Raw genomic sequence first — 21,314 nt, forward strand, 5'->3', positions numbered from 1 at the left:
GATCAGATCTTCTTGTTCGTAGCCCACAACCACCATTGCCGAGTCGACCGCAGCGGTCCCATCCGCTCGCAGAAACCCAGTGCCGCAAGGTCGTCCGCGATCTCCTGCGCCGAGATGTGCAACCCGAGGAAGGTGTCCACTCCCGGAAACGGTCCACCCAGCGTCGCACTACCTGATGCATAGATGCGTCCGCTGCCACTTCGGGTACCGATCAACTCGAAGGTGGTCGCCACATCCATGCGTCCCACCGGATTACGCCCGGCCCCGGCATGATCCAGCAGATCCGCCAGCAACCGATGTTCGCGCACATCGGCCTCCAGCCCGGTGCAGTCGATGATGTAATCGGCCGAAATGTCGAACGGCTGGGTCGGCGGCGGAAACGGCAGTGCCGCCGTGAGATCCGGCACGATCGTGGTGGTCACCCCGCTCTGCCCGCGCGCGGGGCGCAGATCGCGCGCACTACCCGCCATCACCTGATACCACCCCTGCTTCCGTCCGCGCCGCAGTTGCTCCTGCCAATTCGAGCGCAGCGGAGTGTTGGTCCCGCCCATCTCCTGGTAGGCCTGCGCGCGCTGCGCTCCTTGCAGTGCGCGCATTTTCGCTTTGAGCTGCCCGCCCCATACCGACTTCGGATAGTTGAATCCCTGGTAGGACCAGCCGTCGCCGCCCTTGCGCCGACTGAAAATATTCGGTCCGTGTGCTGCGGCCACATAGTGCCGAAACAGATGCAGTATCTGGGTATCGAGCCGCAGTTTGTCCCGGTCATCGATGAGACGCTGCAATACCCGGCTGGCCACGATCCCGCTACCGCGGATCATCACCTTCCCCGGCCTGCGCTGTAGTGCCTGATACACGTGTTCATGCGGTTCATACGCATTGACTACCCGTGTGGGATCTCGATACTTCTCCCGATACTCCTGCAAATCCGGCAACAACTTCAGCCCCGGATAACCGACGCCCACGTGGACATACGTGCTGCGAAAGGCGATCCGCTTGGTCGGGGCCGCACCCGAGGGCGGGGTGAGGATACTGAAATACCCACCGCCAGCACGTTTGCGCACCATGCGCACATGCCCTTTGTGCAACGAACCCGCGTATCCGATCCGATGGAACTCCCGTTCCATCGCGACGAACGCCTGCCCCGCCCGGGGGGTGTAGTAATTGCTGAAGATCGGCTCGGTGAACACATTCCACAACGGCCGGACCGTTTTCTCCGCCCATGCCTCACGCACCGCATAGGACGGAAAGCCCCAGATATTGTCCGGCGTCGAGGCCGAGTCGCTGCGCAATCGCTCCCCGCGTGGAATCTGCGATACCCGCGTCAGATACTCATACGACGACCACGGCACCTCCTGCGGGCCGAGCACCGCCATCGCTGCTGCGGGAACGCCGTAGATGCGCAGGGTGTCATAGGTGACGAAGGAGCCGATCCCGCTGCCGATGGTCACGAACGGCACATCCACCACCGGAATGCCCGCCCGGCCCACCATCTCGTCGGTCCACACGTCGGTTTCGACGAGTTCGCGCGTGATATCTCCCCGCATTTTCGGGATGCTACCGGCCCGAACTGAGCTCACCCACCCCGCCGGCTTCGCCGGCTGCCATCCCCCAGGCAATCGCTTTCGATCACCTTGGCCCCGCACGCATTCCACGCCCCCCTTCCGGCGACAGCGTGACGCGCGCTGACCAATCTGTGCCAACCTGCCACGCCGCACCCCTGCCCCGACGTACCATCCCTGCGTGGCCGACGCGATTCGTTCCACCCCACTGCGGGTCCTGGTCTACAGCAACGACGCCGATACCCGGCGTCAAGTAATGCTGGCACTGGGCAGAAACCCGCACCCCGAGCTCCCCGCCTTCGAATACCTCGAGGTGGCGACCGCGCCCGTGGTCATCGAGCAGATGGATGCGGGCGGTATCGACCTGGCAATCCTGGACGGGGAATCCGCCCCGGCGGGCGGGCTCGGCATCGCCAAGCAACTCAAGGACGAGATCGCCGAGTGTCCACCGGTTCTGGTGCTCACCGGACGCCCCGACGACGCCTGGCTCGCGAACTGGTCGCGCGCCGAGGCTGCCGTGGCCCATCCGATCGATCCGATCCGGCTGACCGAGGCCGTCGTCGCCGTATTGCACAATCGCCCGGCGGCCTGACCCGATCACCGAATCTCGTGCCCGCGTCTTCTCGCAGGACGCGGGCACTTCGATGTCACGTGACGGTGCTATCACTTAGCGATCCGACGGGTCGGATTACCCCCGATTCAGTCATAAATAGCAGTCCGGTTTTCGATCAAAGTCCCCAATCGAATAAACGGTCGAACCCTCGCGTCGGTTGTAGGCTGTGCCGTAGCTCACATGAGCGCGGGCCTCGATATGACAGACCCGCGCGGTGTGAGCAGGCCATGAGGCGAGTCTGACCGAGGCGGACAACGAAGTCAGCCCGCCTCGGAAGCTGCCGTCATGATTCCGACGCCGACCATCACACCCCGGCGCCGTCGGAGGACATGACGCCCACCGCCAGCTACAGCTCGCAAGGAGGGGAAGTGCAGTCGTGAATATCGAGATGCCCACTCTGGTCCTCGGCGCGGTCGCCGCCGCGTTCGCGGTGTTCTCCGTCATTCTCTCGGCCCTCGTCGGCCCCAAGCGCTACAACCGGGCCAAACAGGAGGCCTACGAGTGCGGCATCGAACCGACACCGCACGCCGTCGCGGGTGGGCCGGGAAGTGTTACCGGACAACGCTTTCCGGTGAAGTACTACCTCACCGCCATGCTGTTCATCATTTTCGATATCGAGATCGTGTTCCTCTACCCGTGGGCTGTCCACTTCGATGCGCTCGGTCTCTTCGGTCTCGCCGCGATGGCGCTGTTCATCTTCAACGTCTCGGTGGCCTACGCCTACGAATGGCGCCGGGGCGGTCTCAGCTGGGACTGATCGCCCATACGCACAGGCCCACAAGGCATTTCGCCGCGTCGGGCCGCACGCACAGTGGAAGTGAGAGTTAGTCGAACATGGGTCTCGAGGAAAAACTGCCCAGCGGCTTTCTGCTGAGCACGGTCGAAGATTTCGCTGGATATCTGCGCAAGGGCTCGCTGTGGCCGGCCACCTTCGGGCTGGCCTGCTGCGCCATCGAGATGATGGCCACCGGCGCAGGACGTTTCGATATCGCCCGTTTCGGTATGGAGGCGTTTCGCGCCTCACCGCGGCAGGCCGATCTGATGATCGTCGCGGGCCGGGTCAGCCAGAAGATGGCGCCGGTGCTGCGTCAGGTCTATGACCAGATGACCGAACCGAAATGGGTGCTGGCCATGGGCGTTTGCGCGTCCTCTGGTGGCATGTTCAACAACTACGCCATCGTGCAGGGCGTGGACCATGTGGTGCCGGTGGATATCTATCTGCCCGGCTGCCCGCCGCGGCCGGAAATGCTGTTGAACGCGATCCTGACACTGCACGCGAAGATCCAGCAGATGCCACTCGGCGTCAACCGCGAGGAGGCCATCCGCGCCGCCGAAGCGGCGGCGCTGGCGTCCACGCCGACCATCCGGATGGAGGGTCTGCTGCGATGACCTTCGACTCCCCCGACAACACCGAAACCAGGACACCGCAGGAGTTCGTCGACGCCGCGGCCACCGCGGGCCCGGAAGGCACACCGCCGGAGCCGGATTCGCCACCGGCCGAGGTGATCGGCGTGCGCCGCGGCATGTTCGGTGTCAGCGGCACCGGCGACACCTCCGGTTACGGCCGCCTGGTCCGACCGGTGACGCTGCCCGGCAGCACTCCGGCACCCTACGGCGGCTACTTCGACGAGCTGGTCACCGAATTGCATGCCGCACTGGGCACGCTCGGCACCAGCTGGGAGACCGTCATCGAGAAGGTGATCGTCTTCCGCGGCGAACTCACCCTGCACGTGCGGCGCGAACATCTGGTGACGGTCGCCAAGGCGTTACGCGACTACGCCGCACTGCGTTTCGAGCTCTGCCTCGGCGTGAACGGCGTGCACTACCCGGACGACGCGGGCCGTGAATTGCACGCGGTCTATCACCTCATGTCCATCACCCACAATCGGCGCCTGCGCGTCGAGGTCTCCGCACCGGACGCCGACCCGCATATTCCGTCGCTGTTCAGCGTGTATCCGACCACCGACTGGCATGAGCGGGAAACCTACGACTTCTTCGGCATCCTGTTCGACGGGCACCCCTCGCTGACGCGTATCACGATGCCCGACGACTGGCGTGGCCACCCCCAGCGCAAGGACTACCCGCTCGGCGGGATCCCGGTCGAGTACAAGGGCGCGCGCATTCCGCCGCCCGACGAGCGGAGGGCGTACAAGTAATGAGCGACATCGACACCCGGCCCGGCGTCCGCAACGACACCGGGCCCGACCCCGCTGTGGTCACGGTCGCGGGCCAGGACTGGGACGCGGTCACCGAAACCCTCGACAGCGCGGGTGAGGAACGCATCGTCGTCAACATGGGTCCGCAGCATCCCTCCACGCACGGCGTGCTGCGGCTCATCCTGGAAATCGAGGGCGAGACGGTCACCGAGGCCCGCTGCGGCATCGGCTACCTACACACCGGCATCGAGAAGAATCTGGAGTTCCGGAACTGGGCGCAGGGCACCACCTTCGTGACCCGGATGGACTATCTGTCCCCGTTCTTCAACGAGACGGCGTACTGCCTCGGGGTCGAGCGGCTGCTCGATATCGAGGATCAGATTCCCGAGCGCGCCACCATCGTTCGCGTCATGCTCATGGAGCTCAATCGCATCTCCTCCCATCTGGTCGCGCTGGCGACCGGTGGTATGGAGTTGGGCGCGCTCACCCCGATGCTGTTCGGTTTCCGAGAACGTGAACTGATCCTGGATGTCTTCGAGAACATCACCGGCCTGCGCATGAATCACGCCTACATTCGGCCCGGTGGTCTGGCCCAGGATCTGCCCGACGATGGCGTCACCAAGGTCCGTGAGCTGCTGAAGCTCTTACCGAAGCGGCTGCGCGATATGGATCATCTGCTCACCCAGAATCCGATCTGGAAGGCACGCACTCAGAACATCGGCTACTTGGACCTCACCGGCTGCATGGCACTCGGCATCACCGGTCCGGTACTGCGGTCGACCGGTCTGCCGCACGATCTGCGCAAGGCCGCGCCGTACTGCGGTTACGAGAACTACGAGTTCGAGGTGCCCACAACCACCGGCTGCGATTGCTACGGCCGCTACTGGATTCGGGTCGCGGAGATGAAGGAGTCACTCAAGATCGTCGAGCAATGCCTGGACAAACTGCGGCCGGGTCCGGTGATGGTGGATGACAAGAAACTCGCCTGGCCCGCGGACCTGCAGCTGGGACCGGACGGCCTCGGCAACTCCCCCAAGCACATCGGCCGCATCATGGGCACGTCGATGGAGGGGCTCATCCACCACTTCAAACTGGTCACCGAGGGGATCCGGGTCCCGGCGGGACAGGTGTATGTGGCGGTGGAGTCGCCGCGCGGCGAACTCGGTGTGCATATGGTCAGCGATGGCGGCACCCGCCCGTATCGGGTGCACTATCGCGACCCCTCGTTCACGAATCTGCAAGCGGTGGCGGCGATGTGCGAGGGCGGCATGGTCGCCGATGTCATCGCCTCCGTCGCCAGCATCGACCCGGTGATGGGCGGAGTTGACCGATGACCGAGATCCTGTTGAAGCTGTCCACCCGGCCGCAACCGTTCGCGGCTTTCGTGCGCGAGCGATTGGAGGTCGATGCCAAGGAGATCATCGCCCGCTATCCGGAGCCGCGCTCGGCGCTGCTGCCGCTGCTGCATCTGGTGCAAGCCGAGGAGGGCTGTGTCACCGGCACCGGCATCGAATTCTGCGCCGAGCAGCTGGGACTGACCGGTGCGGAGGTCACCGCGGTGGCGACCTTCTATTCGATGTATCGGCGCACTCCGACCGGCGACTATCACGTCGGCGTCTGCACCAATACCCTCTGCGCGGTAATGGGCGGCGATGCGATTCTCGAGACCCTGCAGCGCCAACTCGGCATCGGGCACGGCGAAACCACGACGGACGGTTCGATCACCCTCGAACACATCGAATGCAACGCGGCCTGCGATTTTGCGCCGGTGGTGATGGTCAATTGGGAGTTCTTCGATAACCAGACCCCGGAATCGGCTGCTGCACTGGTGGATTCGCTGCGCCGCGGCGAACAGGTGACCCCGACGCGCGGTGCGCCGCTGTGCACGTTCAAGCAGACCGCGCGCATCCTGGCGGGGTTCCCGGACGAGCGCCCGGGCGTGCTCGACGGTGCGGCGGGCGAGGCGACACTGGCCGGTCTGCGCGTTGCGCAGGAACAGAATATGCAAGCGCCGCAACCGAAGCCGGGCGAGGAATGAACATGACACTGACTCCGGTACTCACCCGGTACTGGGACGACCCGCAGTCCTGGACCATCGAGCACTACCGCGGCCACGACGGCTATCAGGCGGTGCGCAAAGCCCTGCGCATGGATCCGGATCAGGTAATCCAGACCATCAAGGACGCGGGTCTGCGCGGGCGCGGCGGCGCGGGCTTCCCGACCGGGATGAAATGGAGCTTCATTCCGCAGAGTCCTGGGCCGGACGGGGTCACCAAACCGCACTATCTCGTCGTCAATGCCGACGAGTCGGAGCCCGGTACCTGCAAGGACATTCCGCTCATGCTGGCCACCCCGCACACCCTCATCGAGGGCGTCATCATCGCGGCATATGCGATTCGGGCCGCGCACGCGTTCATCTATGTGCGCGGTGAGGTCGTACCCGTATTGCGGCGGCTGCAGGCCGCGGTAGCGCAAGCGTATGCGGCCGGATTCCTCGGGAAGAACATTCTGGGCTCGGGCTACGACCTGGAACTCATCGTGCACGCCGGTGCCGGGGCATATATCTGCGGTGAGGAAACCGCGCTGCTGGATTCGCTGGAGGGCCGGCGCGGCCAGCCGCGACTCCGGCCGCCGTTCCCAGCTGTCGCGGGTCTGTATGCCTGCCCGACGGTGGTCAACAATGTGGAATCCATTGCGAGTGTGCCGCCGATCATCCTGAACGGCACCGCTTGGTTCCGGTCCATGGGCAGCGAGAAGTCCCCGGGTTTCACGCTGTACTCGCTGTCGGGGCACGTAGCCCGGCCGGGGCAATACGAAGCGCCACTGGGCATTACCTTGCGCGAACTGCTCGGCTATGCCGGTGGCGTGCGCGCCGGACATCAGGTGAAGTTCTGGACGCCCGGTGGTTCGTCGACGCCGCTGTTCACCGATGAACACCTCGACGTGCCGCTCGACTACGAGGGTGTCGCCGGTGCCGGATCCATGTTGGGCACCAAGGCATTACAGATTTTCGACGACACGACCTGCGTAGTGCGCGCGGTGCTGCGCTGGACCGAGTTCTATGCCCACGAGTCCTGCGGTAAATGCACACCCTGCCGTGAAGGCACTTACTGGCTCGTCCAGTTGCTGAAGCGGATCGAAGCGGGCCGGGGAACCGAATCGGATCTGGACAAGCTGCTCGATATCAGCGACACCATCAACGGCAAATCGTTCTGCGCACTCGGCGACGGTGCGGCCAGCCCGATTATCTCCTCGCTGAAGTACTTCCGCGAGGAATACGTCGACCATCTGCGGCTCGACGGCTGCCCGTTCGATCCCGCGCGATCCACCGCCTGGGCCGAAGGAGTGAAATGAGTACAGCATCGCGCAGCGATTCGATGGGGAGCGGTGGCCGGGTGGCGGGTGGGCCTGCCACTGTGAATACCAATACAAGCGGACTCGTGCCCGCCGACCTGATCACCGTCACCATCGATGACACCCAGGTCAGCGTCCCGGCGGGAACCCTGCTGATCCGGGCCGCCGAACTCATCGGCATCCAGATTCCGCGCTTCTGCGACCACCCGCTGCTCGACCCGGTCGGCGCATGCCGCCAGTGTCTGGTCGAAGTGGAGGGACAGCGCAAGCCGGTCGCCTCCTGCACCATGACCGTCACCGACGGCATGATCGTGCGCACCCAGCTGACTTCCCCTGCGACCGCGAAGGCCCAGGAGGGGGTGATGGAGCTGCTGCTCATCAACCATCCCCTCGACTGTCCGGTCTGCGATAAGGGCGGTGAATGCCCGCTGCAGAACCAGGCGATGTCCAGCGGACGGCCCGAAACCCGATTCGATGGTGTGAAACGCACCTACCCCAAGCCGATTCCGCTGTCCACGGCGGTACTGCTGGACCGGGAACGCTGCGTGCTGTGCGCCCGCTGCACCCGCTTCTCGCAACAGGTCGCCGGGGATCCGTTCATCGAACTCATGGATCGCGGAGCGCTCGAACAGGTCGGCACCGCACAGGCCGAACCGTTCGACTCCTACTTCTCCGGCAATACCGTGCAGATCTGCCCGGTGGGTGCGCTCACCGGCACCAGTTACCGGTTCCGGGCCCGCCCCTTCGATCTGGTCTCCAGCCCGAGCGTCTGCGAGCACTGCGCATCGGGCTGCGCCCAGCGCACCGACCATCGACGCGGAAAAGTACTGCGCCGCTTGGCAGGTGACGACCCGCAGGTCAATGAGGAGTGGAATTGCGATAAGGGCCGGTGGGCGTTCACCTACGCGACCGAACGCGACCGGCTCACCACACCGCTGGTGCGCGGGTGGGACGGCAACCTCGCCCCCGCGTCCTGGTCCGAGGCACTGGCCGCCGCCGCGGAGGGGCTGGCATCGGCCTTCGGCAGCGCGGGCGTGCTGGTCGGCGGTCGCGTCACCGAGGAAGACGCCTACGCCTACGCCAAATTCGCCCGAGTTGCCCTGGGCACCAATGACATCGACTTCCGCACCCGGGTGCATTCGGCCGAAGAGGCGGATTTCCTCGCCGCCCGCATCGCCGGACAGGGTGTCACCGTCGACTACGACGCCCTGGAGAGCGCTCCGGTCGTGCTGCTTGCCGGATTGGAGCCGGAAGAGGAGTCACCGATCATCTACCTGCGGCTGCGCAAGGCGGCACGCAAGCGCGGTATGCCGATCTTCTCGCTCGCCGCGTACTCTTCGCGCGGGCTGGACCGGATGTCGGGCACGCTGTTGCAAGCCGTGCCCGGTGCCGAGCCACATCTGCTCGATGGCCTGCGCACCGGTGAGACGGATTCCGCCGCTTCGGCGACAGCCGCACAGCTATTGCGCCAGCCGGGTGCGGTCGTGCTGGTCGGTGAGCGGATGGCCGGAATTCCGGGCGCACTGTCCGCGGCCGTGCGACTCGCCGATGAAACCGGTGCCGCCTTGGCCTGGGTGCCACGGCGTGCAGGTGAACGCGGTGCGGTCGAAGCGGGCGCGCTGCCCGGCCTGCTGCCCGGTGGTCGCCCGGTCGTGGATCCCCGTGCGCGCCAACAGGTTCGCACCATCTGGAATGTCGACGAACTGCCGGTCACCGCGGGTCGCGATACCGCAGCCATCCTGGAGGCCGCGCCGAATTTGGGCGCGCTGGTCATCGGCGGTGTCGATATCGCCGACCTGCCGGATCCCAAAGCGGCGCTGGAGGCGATCGACGCCGCCCGCTTCGTGGTCAGCCTGGAGCTGCGGCACAGCGCGGTGACCGAACGCGCCGATGTCGTCTTCCCGGTGGCCTCGGCAATGCAGAAATCCGGCACCTTCCGTACCTGGGAGGGCCGACCGCGGCAATTCGATGCGGCACTCGGCGATTCGATGGTGCGCCGTGAACCCGCGCCGCTATCCGATCAGCGGGTGCTGCAGGCCATCGCGAGCGAGATGAAGGTGACGCTCGGACTTCCCGATACCGAATCCGCGCGCGCCGAACTCGCTGAACTCGGCGCCTGGGCCGGTCCGGCGGCGCCCGCACCCGCGCATCGGCCGCATCCGGTGACCCAGCCCAATCCCGGCACCGCCATCCTGTCCGGCTGGCGGATGCTGCTGGATCAGGGCCGCATGCAGGACGGCGAGCCGAATCTGGCCGGTGTCGCGCGGCCGCCGGTCGCGCGCTTGTCTCCCGCCACCGCCGCCGAAATCGGTGCCGCCGATGACGATCCGATCGTCGTCGCCACCAATCGCGGCGCCGTCACGCTGCCGCTGCTGATCACCGATCTGCCCGATCGAGTGGTGTGGCTGCCGCTGAATTCGCCGGGCTGCTCGGTCAACGAACAGCTCGCCACCCAGCCGGGCGGCGTGGTGCAGTTGTACCGCGCCGACGAGAGGATGAAGGAACACCGTCATGAGTGATCTCTCTCTTTTCGGTCACGACCCGCTGTGGCTCGTCATCGGGAAATCCCTGGCGATCTTCGCCTTCCTGCTGCTCACGCCGATGATGGCGGTGTATCTGGAGCGCAAGATCGTGGCCTGGATGCAGATGCGGGTCGGACCGAACCGGGTCGGGCCCAAGGGCACGCTGCAGGCCGTCGCCGACGGTGTGAAGATGGCGCTGAAGGAAGATATCGTCCCGGCCATCGTCGACAAGCCGATTTTCATTCTGGCGCCGGTCATTTCGGTGGTGCCCGCATTCATGGCGTTCGCGGTCATCCCGATCGGCCCGGAAGTATCGATCCTGGGCCACCGGACCGCGCTGCAGCTCACCGATCTGCCGGTGGCGGTGCTCTACATCCTGGCCATCACCTCGATCGGCGTGTACGGCATCGTGCTGGCGGGCTGGTCGTCGGGTTCGACCTATCCGCTGCTCGGCGGGTTGCGCTCGACCGCGCAGGTGATCTCCTACGAGATCGCGATGGCGCTGTGCTTCGCGACGGTGTTCCTGCTCGGCGGGACCATGGCTACCTCCGGGATCGTGAAGGCGCAGGAAGGCACTTGGTATGTCTTTCTGCTGCTGCCGTCGTTCCTGATCTACTGCGTGTCGATGGTCGGTGAGACCAACCGTGCGCCATTCGATCTACCCGAGGCCGAGGGCGAGTTGGTCGGCGGCTTCCACACCGAATACTCCTCGCTCAAATTCGCCATGTTCATGATGGCCGAATACATCAACATGGCAACGGTTTCCGCGCTCGCCACCACGCTGTTCCTCGGCGGCTGGCACGCACCGTTCCCGATCAACCTGTGGGACGGCGCGAATTCCGGCTGGTGGCCCGCGCTGTGGTTCATCGCCAAGATGTGGACGTTCCTGTTCGTCTTCATCTGGTTGCGCGGCACGCTGCCCCGCCTTCGCTACGACCAGTTCATGAATCTCGGCTGGAAGCTGCTGATTCCGACCTCGCTGCTGTGGGTGATGGTGGTCGCCACCGCGCGGCTGCTGCAGAACGAGGGCTACGAAGTCCAGACGCCGCTGCTGGTGATCAGCGGAATCATCATCTCCGGACTGATCCTGCTGATGTTCCTGCGGGCCGGGCGCAAACAAAGCGCGCCGCCGACGGTCGAGGAACCCGCGCCGGTGGCATCCGGCACCGCGGTCTTCCTCGGATTCCCGACGCCGCCGCTGCCGCATCCATCGACACGGCGTCCAGAACCCAAAGCGGGACTGCTGGAACCGTTGATGGGCTTCGCGGTGACCTTCCTGACCATGTTCAAGAAGGCCAATACCGAGTCCTATCCGGAACAGAAGGTCCCGACCGCGCCCCGCTACCACGGCCGCCACCAGCTCAATCGGCATCCGGATGGTCTGGAGAAGTGCATCGGCTGCGAACTGTGCGCGTGGGCCTGTCCCGCGGACGCGATCTACGTCGAGGGCGCGGATAACACCGAGACCGAACGCTTTTCACCCGGCGAGCGCTACGGAGAGGTCTACCAGATCAACTATCTGCGCTGCATCGGCTGCGGATTGTGCATCGAGGCGTGCCCGACCAGGGCGCTCACCATGACCAATGAGTACGAGATGGCCGACAACAACCGCGCCGACCTGATCTATGAGAAGGACCGGCTGTTGGCCCCGTTGCAGCCCGGCATGACCGCACCGCCGCACGCCATGTATCCCGGTTCGACCGAAGGCGATTACTACCGCGGCAACGTGCCGGGCGGTGAAGGCGGTTCGGATAGGGAGCCCGCCGCCGCGGGCGCGGAAGGAGGCCCGCGGTGACCGAATTCATCCTGGCCGCCCAGACATTGGCCGCCGAGCCACTGACCAACACCTCCACCGGCGAGGCCGTCCAATTCTGGATCCTCGGCCCGCTCGCCGTCATCGGCGCACTCGGCATGGTATTCGCGGGCAAGGCCGTCCATTCGGCGATCTGTCTGGCCGCCACCATGATCGTGCTCGCCACCTTCTATATGGCCCAGGATGCGCTGTTCCTGGGCGTCGTGCAGATCGTCGTCTACACCGGCGCGGTCATGATGCTGTTCCTGTTCGTGCTCATGCTGGTCGGCGTCGACTCCCCCGAATCGCTCGGGGAAACACTGCGCGGTCAGCGACTCTCGGCCGCCGCGGTCGGACTCGGCTTCGGGCTGCTGCTGATCAGCGGTATCGCCAACGGCATCCGCAACTCCGGAATCACCCATCCGGCAATGGGATTCGCCTATCAAGACGTGATCGGCCAACTCGCCGAGCTGATCTTCGTCCGATATGTGTGGGCCTTCGAACTCACCGGCGCACTGCTGATCACCGCCACCATCGGCGCGATGATCCTGGCGCACCGGGAGAATTTCGGGCCGCGCCTGGATCAGCGAGAGCTCTCGCGCCGCCGCTTCCGCGGCGCCTACGATCCGGCCCGGCCCTCCGATCGCGCCACGCCGCTGCCGACACCCGGTGTGTACGCCAGGCACAACGCGGTCGATATTCCGGCGCGGCTGCCGGACGGATCCTTCGAGGAGCTGTCGGTCAGCACCATCCTGCGGCACCGCCGCACCAGGGCCCTCACCGAGGCGGCGGTCATCTCGGTCGGTACGACCCCGACCTTCGCCGCCGAGGTCGACGAGTCCGAAACCCCCGCCCGCGAGGCAGACGAGGAAGGCAAGCGGTGAATCCTGAGAACTACCTGTTCCTGTCGGCCCTGCTGTTCACCATCGGCGCGGCCGGTGTGCTGCTGCGACGCAACGCCATTGTGGTGTTCATGTGCATCGAGTTGATGCTCAATGCGGTCAATCTCGCCTTCGTCACCTTCGCCAGACTGCATTCGAACCTGGACGGTCAGGTGTTCGCGTTCTTCACCATGGTGGTCGCCGCGGCCGAAGTCGTGGTCGGACTGGCCATCATCATGACCATCTTCCGCGCCCGCCGTTCGACCTCGGTCGACGACGCCAACCTGCTGAAGTTCTGACGTGGATACCGCAACGCTCTGGGTGCTGCCCGCACTGCCGCTGGCCGGTGCCATCGTTCTGCTGCTGGTCGGACGCTACAGCGATCAGTGGGGGCATCTGCTGGGCTGTGCCACCGCGCTGGCCTCGTTCGGCTTCGCCGCCGTCGCCTTCTTGCACATGCTCGACCGTGGCGATGCTGCCCGCGCAATCCACAAGGACTTTTTCAGCTGGGTGCCGGTCGACGGGTTGCAGGTGGACTTCAGCCTCCAATTGGACCAGCTGTCGGTGTGTTTCGCGCTGCTGATCACCGGTGTCGGGTCGCTGATCCACATCTATTCCGTCGGCTATATGAACCATGATCCGGGACGGCGGCGATTCTTCGCCTACCTGAATCTGTTCCTCGCGGCCATGCTGCTGCTGGTGCTGGCGGATAACTACCTGGTGCTTTATCTGGGCTGGGAGGGCGTCGGTCTGGCCTCGTACCTGCTGATCGGTTTCTGGTACCACAAGCCGACCGCGGCGACCGCCGCCAAGAAGGCGTTCGTGGTCAACCGGGTCGGTGATATGGGGTTGGCGATCGCCATGTTCACCATGTTCGCGACCTTCGGTTCGATCGACTTCGGCTCGGTGTTCGCGACCGCACCGCAGGCGGGCGAGGGCACGCTCACCGCGATCGGGTTGTTGCTGCTGCTGGCCGCCTGCGGTAAGTCCGCGCAGGTGCCGCTGCAGTCCTGGCTCGGTGACGCGATGGAGGGTCCGACACCGGTCTCCGCACTCATCCACGCGGCCACCATGGTGACCGCGGGTGTGTATCTGATCGCGCGCTCCGGGCCGATCTTCGATCTCGCGCCCAACGCGCGGCTCGGCGTGGTGCTGGTGGGTGCGGTGACGCTGTTGTTCGGTGCGATCGTCGGTTGCGCGAAGGACGACATCAAGAAGGCACTGGCGGCATCCACGATGAGCCAGATCGGGTACATGGTGCTGGCCGCGGGCCTCGGCCCGGCCGGATACGCGGTCGCCATCATGCACCTGCTCACCCACGGCTTCTTCAAGGCGGGGCTCTTCCTCGGCGCCGGATCGGTCATGCACGCGATGGACGACGAAACCGATATGCGCCGCTACGGTGGGCTGCGCACACTGCTACCGGTCACCTACATCACCTTCGGGCTCGGCTATCTGGCGATCATCGGGGTGCCGCCGTTCGCCGGCTTCTTTTCCAAGGATCGGATCATCGAGGCGGCGTTCAACCAGGGCGGCGCAAGCGGTTTGGCCTTGGGCGCGGTGACGCTGCTGGGTGCCGGGCTGACCGCCTTCTACATGACGCGCGTCATGCTGATGACGTTCTTCGGCGATCGCCGCTGGAAGCCCGACACGCACCCCCACGAGGCACCGGCGGTGATGACCGGCCCGATGATCCTGCTCGCGATCGGCTCGGTGGCCGCGGGTGGGCTGTTCGTGCTCGGATCGTCGCTGCAGAACTGGCTCGAACCCGTTGTCGGGGCGCATCACGGCGAGGAGGTCGTGCCCGCGGGCGTGGTGACAGCCCTGGCGCTGCTCGTGGTCGCCATCGGAATCGGCTTCGCCTACAACCAGTACGCGCAGCGTGAAGTTCCCGAGACCGCGCCGGAAGCCGTATCGGCATTGACCGTCGCGGCACGCAAGGATCTCTACGGCGATGCGTTCAACGAGGGCGTATTCATGCGTCCCGGCGCGTATCTGACCCGGTCGCTGGTCTTCCTCGACAACCGCGGCATCGACGGGATCGTCAACGGGACCGCCGCACTGATCGGCGGACTGTCCGGGCGCATCCGGAAGGTGCAGTCCGGGTTCGTGCGGTCCTATGCCCTGTCCATGTTCACCGGCGCGGCACTGGTGGCCGCCGCCCTGCTGGCAGTGAGGCTCTGGTGAGTGACTATCCCTGGTTGACCACGCTGTGGTTGTTGCCCGTCGTCGGCGCGGTGGTGGTGCTGCTGTTGCCCGCGTCGCGGCGCACCCTGGCGCGCGGGCTGGCATTCGGTGTCGCATTGGCGGTGCTGGTGCTCGGCATCGTCTTGGCCGTGCGCTTCGAACCCGGTGCGGCGCAATATCAGTTCGTCGAATCGCACGAATGGATTCCGGCTTTCGGCGCGGGTTACACACTCGGGTTGGACGGGATCGCACTGGTGCTGGTGCTGCTCACCACGGCGCTGACGCCGCTGCTGGTCCTGGCCGGTTGGAACGATGAGCGCGAGGTCGGCAGCGGGCGCCGGGTTTCGCACACCTATGTCGCGTTGACGCTGCTCGTCGAGGCGATGGTGCTGATTTCCTTTGTCTCGCTCGATATTCTGCTGTTCTACGTGTTCTTCGAGGCGATGCTCGTCCCGATGTACTTCCTCATCGGCGGGTTCGGACCGCGCAGTGCCGATCTCGCACATCGTCAGCAGCGTTCGCGGGCAGCGGTGAAATTCCTGTTGTACAACCTGTTCGGCGGTCTGATCATGTTGGCCGCGGTGATCGGGCTGTATGTGCTCACCGCGCGGCAGGGACTCGGGTCCGGATCGTCGGGCACCTTCGATTTCCGCACCGTGGTGGCGGCGGCCAATGCCGGACAGCTCGGCGCCGGTCCTGCGGTGTTGAATGCCCTGTTCCTCGGTTTCATGTTCGCCTTCGCGGTGAAGGCGCCGCTGTGGCCGTTGCACACCTGGCTGCCGGATGCGGCGGTGGCGGCGACGCCGTCGAGTGCGGTGCTGATGATGGCGGTGGTCGACAAGGTCGGCACCTTCGGCATGTTGCGCTACTGCCTGCAGTTGTTCCCGGATGCCTCGGGAACCTATGCGCCCCTGGTGATCACGCTCGCGGTGATCGGCATCATCTACGGCGCGCTGCTGGCGATCGGACAGACCGATGTGATGCGGCTGATCGCCTACACCTCGATCTCACACTTCGGATTCATCATTCTGGGTATCTTCGCGATGACCAGTCAGGGGCAGACCGGGGCCACGCTCTACATGATCAATCACGGCATCTCGACCGCGGCACTGTTCCTGATCGCGGGATTCCTGGTGTCGCGCAGGGGAACTCGGGCCATCGCCGCCTACGGCGGGGTGCAGAAGGTGGCGCCGGTGCTGGCGGGCACCTTCTTGATCGCCGGTCTCGCCACCTTGTCGCTGCCGGGGCTGGCACCGTTCATCAGCGAATTCCTGGTGCTACTCGGCACATTCACCCGTTACGGATTCGCGGCGGTGATCGCGACCGCAGCGTTGGTATTGGCGGCACTGTATGTGCTGTGGATGTACCAGCGGATGATGACCGGGCCGGTCAAGGAGGGCAACGAGCGGCTCTATGACCTGGTGCCGCGCGAAGTGGCGGTGGTGGTGCCGTTGATCGCGGCGCTGCTGTTCCTCGGTATCTATCCGAAACCGGTGCTGGATTTCATCAATCCCGCGGTGGGTCAGACGCTCACCACCATTGGCGTCCACGATCCCGCGCCGAAGACGCCCGCGATCCCCGCAGCGGGGGCCGATCACGGAGGTGCCCACAAATGAGCAGTCTGCTCGCGGCAAGTATGCCCGCGCCGAGTATCGAATACGCCAAGTTGTCGCCGATGCTGATCGTGTTCGGGGTGGCGGTGGTCGGGGTGCTCGTCGAGGCGTTCGCGCCGCGCCGGCATCGGTATGCCATCCAGGTGCCGCTCGGGCTGGCCGGGTTGGTCGCGGCACTGGTGGCGGTGGTGCGGTTGTCCGGGACCGAGGCGACCGTGATGGTCGGTGCGGTGGCGATCGACGGTGTGACACTGTTCCTGCAGGGCACGATTCTGGTGGTGTCGATTCTGGCGCTGCTGTTCATGGCCGAGCGCGGCGCGCAACCGCGGCCGCAGGTACGTTCGGGTCCCGGGACGTGGAGTGTGGCCGCTGCCGCTGTCGGCGGTGGGGTGGACGCGTTCACCCCGCAGGCCTCCGCGGTGCCCGGTAGTGCGGGTGAAATGGCCGCTGTCCGTGCGGGTGTCGCGACCACCGAGGTGTTCCCGCTGGCCATGCTCGCCATCGGGGGACTACTGCTGTTCCCGGCGTCGAATGATCTGCTGACGATGTTCGTGGCGTTGGAGGTGTTGTCGTTGCCGCTGTATCTGCTGTGTGGGCTGGCACGGCGCAAGCGGCTGCTCTCGCAGGAAGCGTCGCTGAAATACTTTCTGCTCGGTGCGTTTTCGTCCGCGTTCTTCCTCTACGGGGTCGCACTGCTGTACGGGCAGGCGGGGACGGTGAAGCTCGGTGGGATCGCCGATGCGATAACGCAGCATCCGCAGAACAGCACCCTGGGGTTGCTCGGGGTGGCGATGTTGGCGGTGGGGTTGCTGTTCAAGATCGGTGCGGTGCCGTTCCAGTCCTGGGTGCCGGATGTGTATCAGGGCGCGCCGAGTTCGGCGACCGGCTTCATGGCCGCGGCGACGAAGATCGCGGCAGTCGGTGCGCTGTTGCGGGTGCTGCAGGTCGCGGTGCCCGGTCTGCGTGACGACTGGCGGCCGGTGCTCGCCGCCATCGCCATCGCCACCATGGTGATCGGCGCGATCATGGCGATCACCCAGACCGATGTCAAACGCATGCTCGCCTACTCCTCGGTCGCGCACGCCGGATTCATCCTGACCGGACTTGCCGCGGCGAACGAGGCCGGTACCTCGGCCATCCTGTTCTATCTGTTGGCCTACGGTCTGGGCACGCTCGGCGCGTTCGCGGTCGTCAGCCTGGTCCGCGATGTCGAAGGTGACGAAGCTACCGCCATGTCCCAATGGGCGGGCCTCGGGCGCCGCTCCCCCTGGCTGGCAACGATTTTCGCGCTGTTCCTGCTCTCGTTCGCGGGCCTGCCCCTCACCGGTGGTTTCGTCGCGAAGTTCGCGGTCTTCCAGGCCGCCGCCTCCGGCGATGCTGCCTATCTGGTCATCGTCGGTGTCATATCCAGCGCCATCGCCGCATTCTTCTACATCCGCGTCATCGTCTTGATGTTCTTCACCGACCCACCTGCCGACGCCCCGACCGTCGCCTCTCCATTCCTCACCACCACGGTCGTCGCATTCACCGCGGGCGCCACCGTGCTGCTCGGTATCATCCCGCAAATGCTGCTCGACTTGTCCGACCGCGCATCGACTTTCGTTCGCTGACCCCGTCACGACACTGCCGCATCCCACTCGGGTGCGGCAGTGTCGTGTTTCCAGGAATGCCCGCGTATCGCGTGGTGGCGTAGAGCTGCATGTCGCGTCGAGCCTGTCGCGGTTCAGTGCAGGTATGAGGCTCCGTTGACGTTCAGGACCGCGCCGGAGCTCCAGGTCGCTTCGGGCGAGGCGAGGTAGCGGACGGCGGAGGCGATTTCCTCGGGTTGGGCAACGCGATCGAAGGGGCTTTGGGCGCGGACCTCGTCGGTGACGCGGGAGGCGACGCGTTCGGTTGCGACGAAACCCGGTGCCACCGAGGCGACCGCGATTCCATAGGGGGCCAAATAGACCGCGAGCGATTGGCCGAGGGCGTGGACGGCTGCCTTGCTGGCACCGTAAGCGGGGTAGTCGGGTTCACCGCGGAATGCGCCGCGCGAGCCGATATTGATGATGCGGCCCGGCACCTTGTTGTCAATCATGTGGCGGGCGGCGCAGTAGGAGATATTGGCCGTGCCGAACAGGTTGACGTCCATGGTCTTGCGCCACACGTCCTGCCAGTCCGTGTACGAGGTTTTCGCGAGGGGATGCGGAAGGTTCACCGCGGCATTGTTGACCAGCACGTGCACTGTGCCGAGTTCCTCTACCGCCGCCGCGACGATCGCTTCGGCCGTTTCCGGCGCACCGATATCGCCGTCGACGAGCACATGCCCGTCGCCGGGCAACTGCCGCAATGTCTCCTCGGCATCGGCCCGCGCGGAGGAGTAATGCACCGCCACCCGATCACCGTTCTCGGCGAATGCCACCGCAACCGCCCGCCCGATCCCCCGCGAAGCCCCCGTCACCAACACACCACGATTCATCCCACCACCCTGCCACGGCCATTTCGTTCCTAGCACGATCGAGGCAAGCGAATGTGGTTATCGTGGCGTACAACGCGCCTACGCATTTCGATGCCCACGACCGGGTCGGTGCCCTGGGCTACCATCCGGTGCGTTTGCCGAAGAATTCGCACGATGCTCACACGGCGGGGCGCGGTAGCACGGGTTCAGCGGCGGTGCGGCGAATTCCGATGGAGTGGTGGCCGCTATCCAGAACACCCCGACCTTCGGAGTGCTCGCCGACAGCGGCTAATCCATAGCCTGTTACAGAGCACCTCCGAGTACCTCGCGCAATCGGACGGCGAAGGTGGCTGGGTCCTCGACGAATCCGGTGTGTCCGCCGGGGAATATGGTCGGAGTCACCCCGATAGCTTCACCGAGCGCCCGCGATGTGCGGTCGCAATATTGGCCGGTCGATTCAGAGCCGATGCCGATCACAATCCGCGCCGGAGTCGATTGCAGCACAGCGATATTCGGCTCCCACGTGGTCGTGCCGAGCAACTCGTGATCGAACCAGTAGCGTTCGCTGGCCAGCTGGCGCGGGTCGCGCTCGCCGCCGAACACCTGCTGTAGCACCGGTTCCGGCATCACGATGTTCGCATTGACCATGAACTTGCGCCACGCGCCGAGCGCGTCGCCGCCACGGTAGGTGGCGATGACGTCCTCGGTTCCAGCGCGCAACTGGTCGCTGTCCTCGAGCAGTTCACCCAGTGGTGGTTCGTGCGCGATCACGGTGGTGACCAGTTCCGGCTGGGATTGGGCCAGTGCCAATGCGGTCACCGCGCCGCCGCTGGAACCGAATACCACCGCGGGGCCGACGCCGAGGTGGGTGATGAGACAGGCCAGGTCGTCGGCGCGCAGCTGCGGTGTCGAGTCCTGTTCGGGGTTGTCGAGCACGCTGCCCTGATGGCCGCGCGGGTCGGTGGTGAGCACGGTGCGGTCGGTGGCGAGCAGTTCCGCCAGCGGCGCGAAGGCCGCCGCGTCCATTGGAGCGCCGACCAGTACGACCAGCGGTCCGGTGCCACGCACCTCGTAGTGCAGTCGCGCCCCGGGCACGTCGAGGGTGTGTGCGGTGGCGGTCGAAGTCGGGGTCATCAAGATCTCCTCGAACGAATAGTCATGGGTCTGCCGAGAATGTTGACCGGCTTGCCCACACGAATTAATCGGTCGCCACCAATGCCCGCTCGAGACTCCCCGAGCCGAATTGGCGCACGTGGGTCTGCTCGGAGAGGGATATCGCGTCTAGCCGCCGCTGGCCAACGGCGCGCGGCACCGATCGCTACCAGGCTATTCAACCGGTCGATCGACAACTCGCTCAGCGTCAATCCGCCACAGCGCGTTCGGTCGGCACGACGAGCACCCCGTCCTGGCGGGTGCGGAATCCCTTGACCTCCAGCGCGATACACCGCTGTGGCGTCCAGATCAGCGCGTCGAGCTGGCGACTGTAGCTGCGGTCGGTACCTCACGTTCAGCAACGCCACCCCGGACTGTCCGGGACTCCCCAGCGCTCATTGCGCAAGCCGCTCCTCAGCAGGCGAGAGCTCCGAACCGTCGTTGATCAACAGCAGCACAGCGACCTCCCCCGCCCTGCGTGAAGTTCGAGCCTATCGCGCGAAGTCTTCTCTGCGCGTTGATGTTTCAGAATCCTGCCGGAATCGGTCACCCAACGAAGAGGGTTCGCGAACAATGGGTATGGGCCGTTTCGGGCATAGGACATCACCACGCACGCCGATTGGCGACGGAGTTTGCGACGCCCGGACGTCGCTCCAACCACGGAGGTTGAAAGCGCGCCACTGTCGGAGCCGGAATGCCCTCAGCCGTATGCTTTTCGGGTCGGCTGAACAGAGCCGGACAATAGGCCGGACGATTCAATCAGTTGTCCAGCCCTTGTCATGCTGGTCAACGCCGGAAAATCTTCCGCGAGCTGGTGATGCGGCCGGGCCGAATCACTGTGGTGGAGAGCAACGATTCGCTGGAGTGGCAAGCGCTGGTGGATGTCGGGTCGATCGAGGAGGTACTCGCCCCAACGGCACTCATCAACCGACATCACCTTTGTGACGGATACGTCGAAATTGGCCGATATCAACACCTTCCGCGCCGAAGTGGTGTCAAATTCCACTGAGCAACGGTGTGTGTAGATGACCGATGTACCCAGTCA

The 21,314-nt window shown here is 65.3% G+C and carries 18 protein-coding genes; 14 read left to right on the plus strand and 4 right to left on the minus strand.

From position 1 onward, the window contains the following. Nucleotides 1-2 precede the first annotated feature (2 nt). On the minus strand, nucleotides 3-1,544 hold the full coding sequence (locus ACQP2U_RS21115; RefSeq protein ID WP_433716241.1) for a hypothetical protein: 1,542 nt from the start codon (nucleotides 1,542-1,544) through the stop codon (nucleotides 3-5). A gap of 196 nt (nucleotides 1,545-1,740) precedes the next feature. Here ACQP2U_RS21115 and ACQP2U_RS21120 point away from each other — a divergent pair, with 196 nt between their 5' ends. The 14 genes from ACQP2U_RS21120 (at nucleotide 1,741) to nuoN (ending at nucleotide 18,287) form a co-directional block, all read left to right on the plus strand. Further along, nucleotides 1,741-2,151, plus strand: a complete 411-nt coding sequence (locus tag ACQP2U_RS21120) for an Rv3143 family two-component system response regulator (protein ID WP_433716242.1) — start codon at nucleotides 1,741-1,743, stop codon at nucleotides 2,149-2,151. Nucleotides 2,152-2,560: 409 nt separating this feature from the next. Beyond that, on the plus strand, nucleotides 2,561-2,929 hold the full coding sequence (locus ACQP2U_RS21125; protein ID WP_373283164.1) for an NADH-quinone oxidoreductase subunit A: 369 nt from the start codon (nucleotides 2,561-2,563) through the stop codon (nucleotides 2,927-2,929). A 77-nt stretch (nucleotides 2,930-3,006) separates the two neighbouring features. Then, nucleotides 3,007-3,561, plus strand: coding sequence for a NuoB/complex I 20 kDa subunit family protein (locus ACQP2U_RS21130; RefSeq protein ID WP_040690435.1), 555 nt, complete (start codon nucleotides 3,007-3,009; stop codon nucleotides 3,559-3,561). Further along, on the plus strand, nucleotides 3,558-4,328 hold the full coding sequence (locus tag ACQP2U_RS21135; RefSeq protein ID WP_433716243.1) for an NADH-quinone oxidoreductase subunit C: 771 nt from the start codon (nucleotides 3,558-3,560) through the stop codon (nucleotides 4,326-4,328). The genes ACQP2U_RS21130 and ACQP2U_RS21135 overlap by 4 nt, the downstream gene beginning before the upstream one ends. Continuing rightward, on the plus strand, nucleotides 4,328-5,662 hold the full coding sequence (locus ACQP2U_RS21140; protein ID WP_433716244.1) for an NADH-quinone oxidoreductase subunit D: 1,335 nt from the start codon (nucleotides 4,328-4,330) through the stop codon (nucleotides 5,660-5,662). Before ACQP2U_RS21135 ends, ACQP2U_RS21140 begins: the two co-directional genes overlap by 1 nt. Beyond that, nucleotides 5,659-6,366 (plus strand): NADH-quinone oxidoreductase subunit NuoE, encoded by a 708-nt coding sequence (gene nuoE, locus ACQP2U_RS21145; protein WP_433716245.1) that lies wholly within the window; start codon nucleotides 5,659-5,661, stop codon nucleotides 6,364-6,366. Before ACQP2U_RS21140 ends, nuoE begins: the two co-directional genes overlap by 4 nt. Nucleotides 6,367-6,368: 2 nt before the next feature. Further along, nucleotides 6,369-7,682 (plus strand): NADH-quinone oxidoreductase subunit NuoF, encoded by a 1,314-nt coding sequence (nuoF, locus tag ACQP2U_RS21150; RefSeq protein ID WP_433716246.1) that lies wholly within the window; start codon nucleotides 6,369-6,371, stop codon nucleotides 7,680-7,682. A 23-nt stretch (nucleotides 7,683-7,705) separates the two neighbouring features. Beyond that, nucleotides 7,706-10,201 (plus strand): NADH-quinone oxidoreductase subunit G, encoded by a 2,496-nt coding sequence (locus ACQP2U_RS21155; protein ID WP_433716541.1) that lies wholly within the window; start codon nucleotides 7,706-7,708, stop codon nucleotides 10,199-10,201. Next, complete coding sequence (gene nuoH, locus ACQP2U_RS21160) at nucleotides 10,194-11,999, plus strand: NADH-quinone oxidoreductase subunit NuoH (RefSeq protein ID WP_433716247.1); 1,806 nt, start codon at nucleotides 10,194-10,196, stop codon at nucleotides 11,997-11,999. Before ACQP2U_RS21155 ends, nuoH begins: the two co-directional genes overlap by 8 nt. A gap of 8 nt (nucleotides 12,000-12,007) precedes the next feature. Continuing rightward, entirely contained in the window at nucleotides 12,008-12,880 is an 873-nt protein-coding gene (locus tag ACQP2U_RS21165; protein ID WP_433716542.1) for an NADH-quinone oxidoreductase subunit J, read from the plus strand. Further along, nucleotides 12,877-13,176: an NADH-quinone oxidoreductase subunit NuoK gene (gene nuoK, locus ACQP2U_RS21170; RefSeq protein ID WP_194813637.1), complete on the plus strand. Its 300-nt coding sequence runs from the start codon at nucleotides 12,877-12,879 to the stop codon at nucleotides 13,174-13,176. The genes ACQP2U_RS21165 and nuoK overlap by 4 nt, the downstream gene beginning before the upstream one ends. Nucleotide 13,177: 1 nt before the next feature. Continuing rightward, a complete protein-coding gene (gene nuoL, locus ACQP2U_RS21175; RefSeq protein WP_433716248.1) occupies nucleotides 13,178-15,064 on the plus strand; it encodes an NADH-quinone oxidoreductase subunit L in 1,887 nt (628 codons plus the stop codon). Beyond that, nucleotides 15,061-16,680: an NADH-quinone oxidoreductase subunit M gene (locus ACQP2U_RS21180; RefSeq protein WP_433716249.1), complete on the plus strand. Its 1,620-nt coding sequence runs from the start codon at nucleotides 15,061-15,063 to the stop codon at nucleotides 16,678-16,680. Before nuoL ends, ACQP2U_RS21180 begins: the two co-directional genes overlap by 4 nt. After that, a complete protein-coding gene (gene nuoN / locus ACQP2U_RS21185; protein WP_433716250.1) occupies nucleotides 16,677-18,287 on the plus strand; it encodes an NADH-quinone oxidoreductase subunit NuoN in 1,611 nt (536 codons plus the stop codon). The genes ACQP2U_RS21180 and nuoN overlap by 4 nt, the downstream gene beginning before the upstream one ends. Before the next feature lie 113 nt (nucleotides 18,288-18,400). On the opposite strand, the gene ACQP2U_RS21190 is transcribed toward nuoN, so the two are convergent. The 3 genes from ACQP2U_RS21190 to ACQP2U_RS21200 form a co-directional block, all read right to left on the minus strand. Beyond that, complete coding sequence (locus tag ACQP2U_RS21190) at nucleotides 18,401-19,138, minus strand: SDR family NAD(P)-dependent oxidoreductase (RefSeq protein ID WP_433716251.1); 738 nt, start codon at nucleotides 19,136-19,138, stop codon at nucleotides 18,401-18,403. A gap of 282 nt (nucleotides 19,139-19,420) precedes the next feature. Continuing rightward, complete coding sequence (locus tag ACQP2U_RS21195) at nucleotides 19,421-20,251, minus strand: alpha/beta fold hydrolase (RefSeq protein WP_433716252.1); 831 nt, start codon at nucleotides 20,249-20,251, stop codon at nucleotides 19,421-19,423. A 718-nt stretch (nucleotides 20,252-20,969) separates the two neighbouring features. Beyond that, nucleotides 20,970-21,275, minus strand: a complete 306-nt coding sequence (locus ACQP2U_RS21200) for a hypothetical protein (protein ID WP_433716253.1) — start codon at nucleotides 21,273-21,275, stop codon at nucleotides 20,970-20,972. Nucleotides 21,276-21,314: the final 39 nt, after the last annotated feature.

This window comes from Nocardia sp. CA-084685 (genome assembly GCF_050955785.1).
Lineage (GTDB): Bacteria > Actinomycetota > Actinomycetes > Mycobacteriales > Mycobacteriaceae > Nocardia.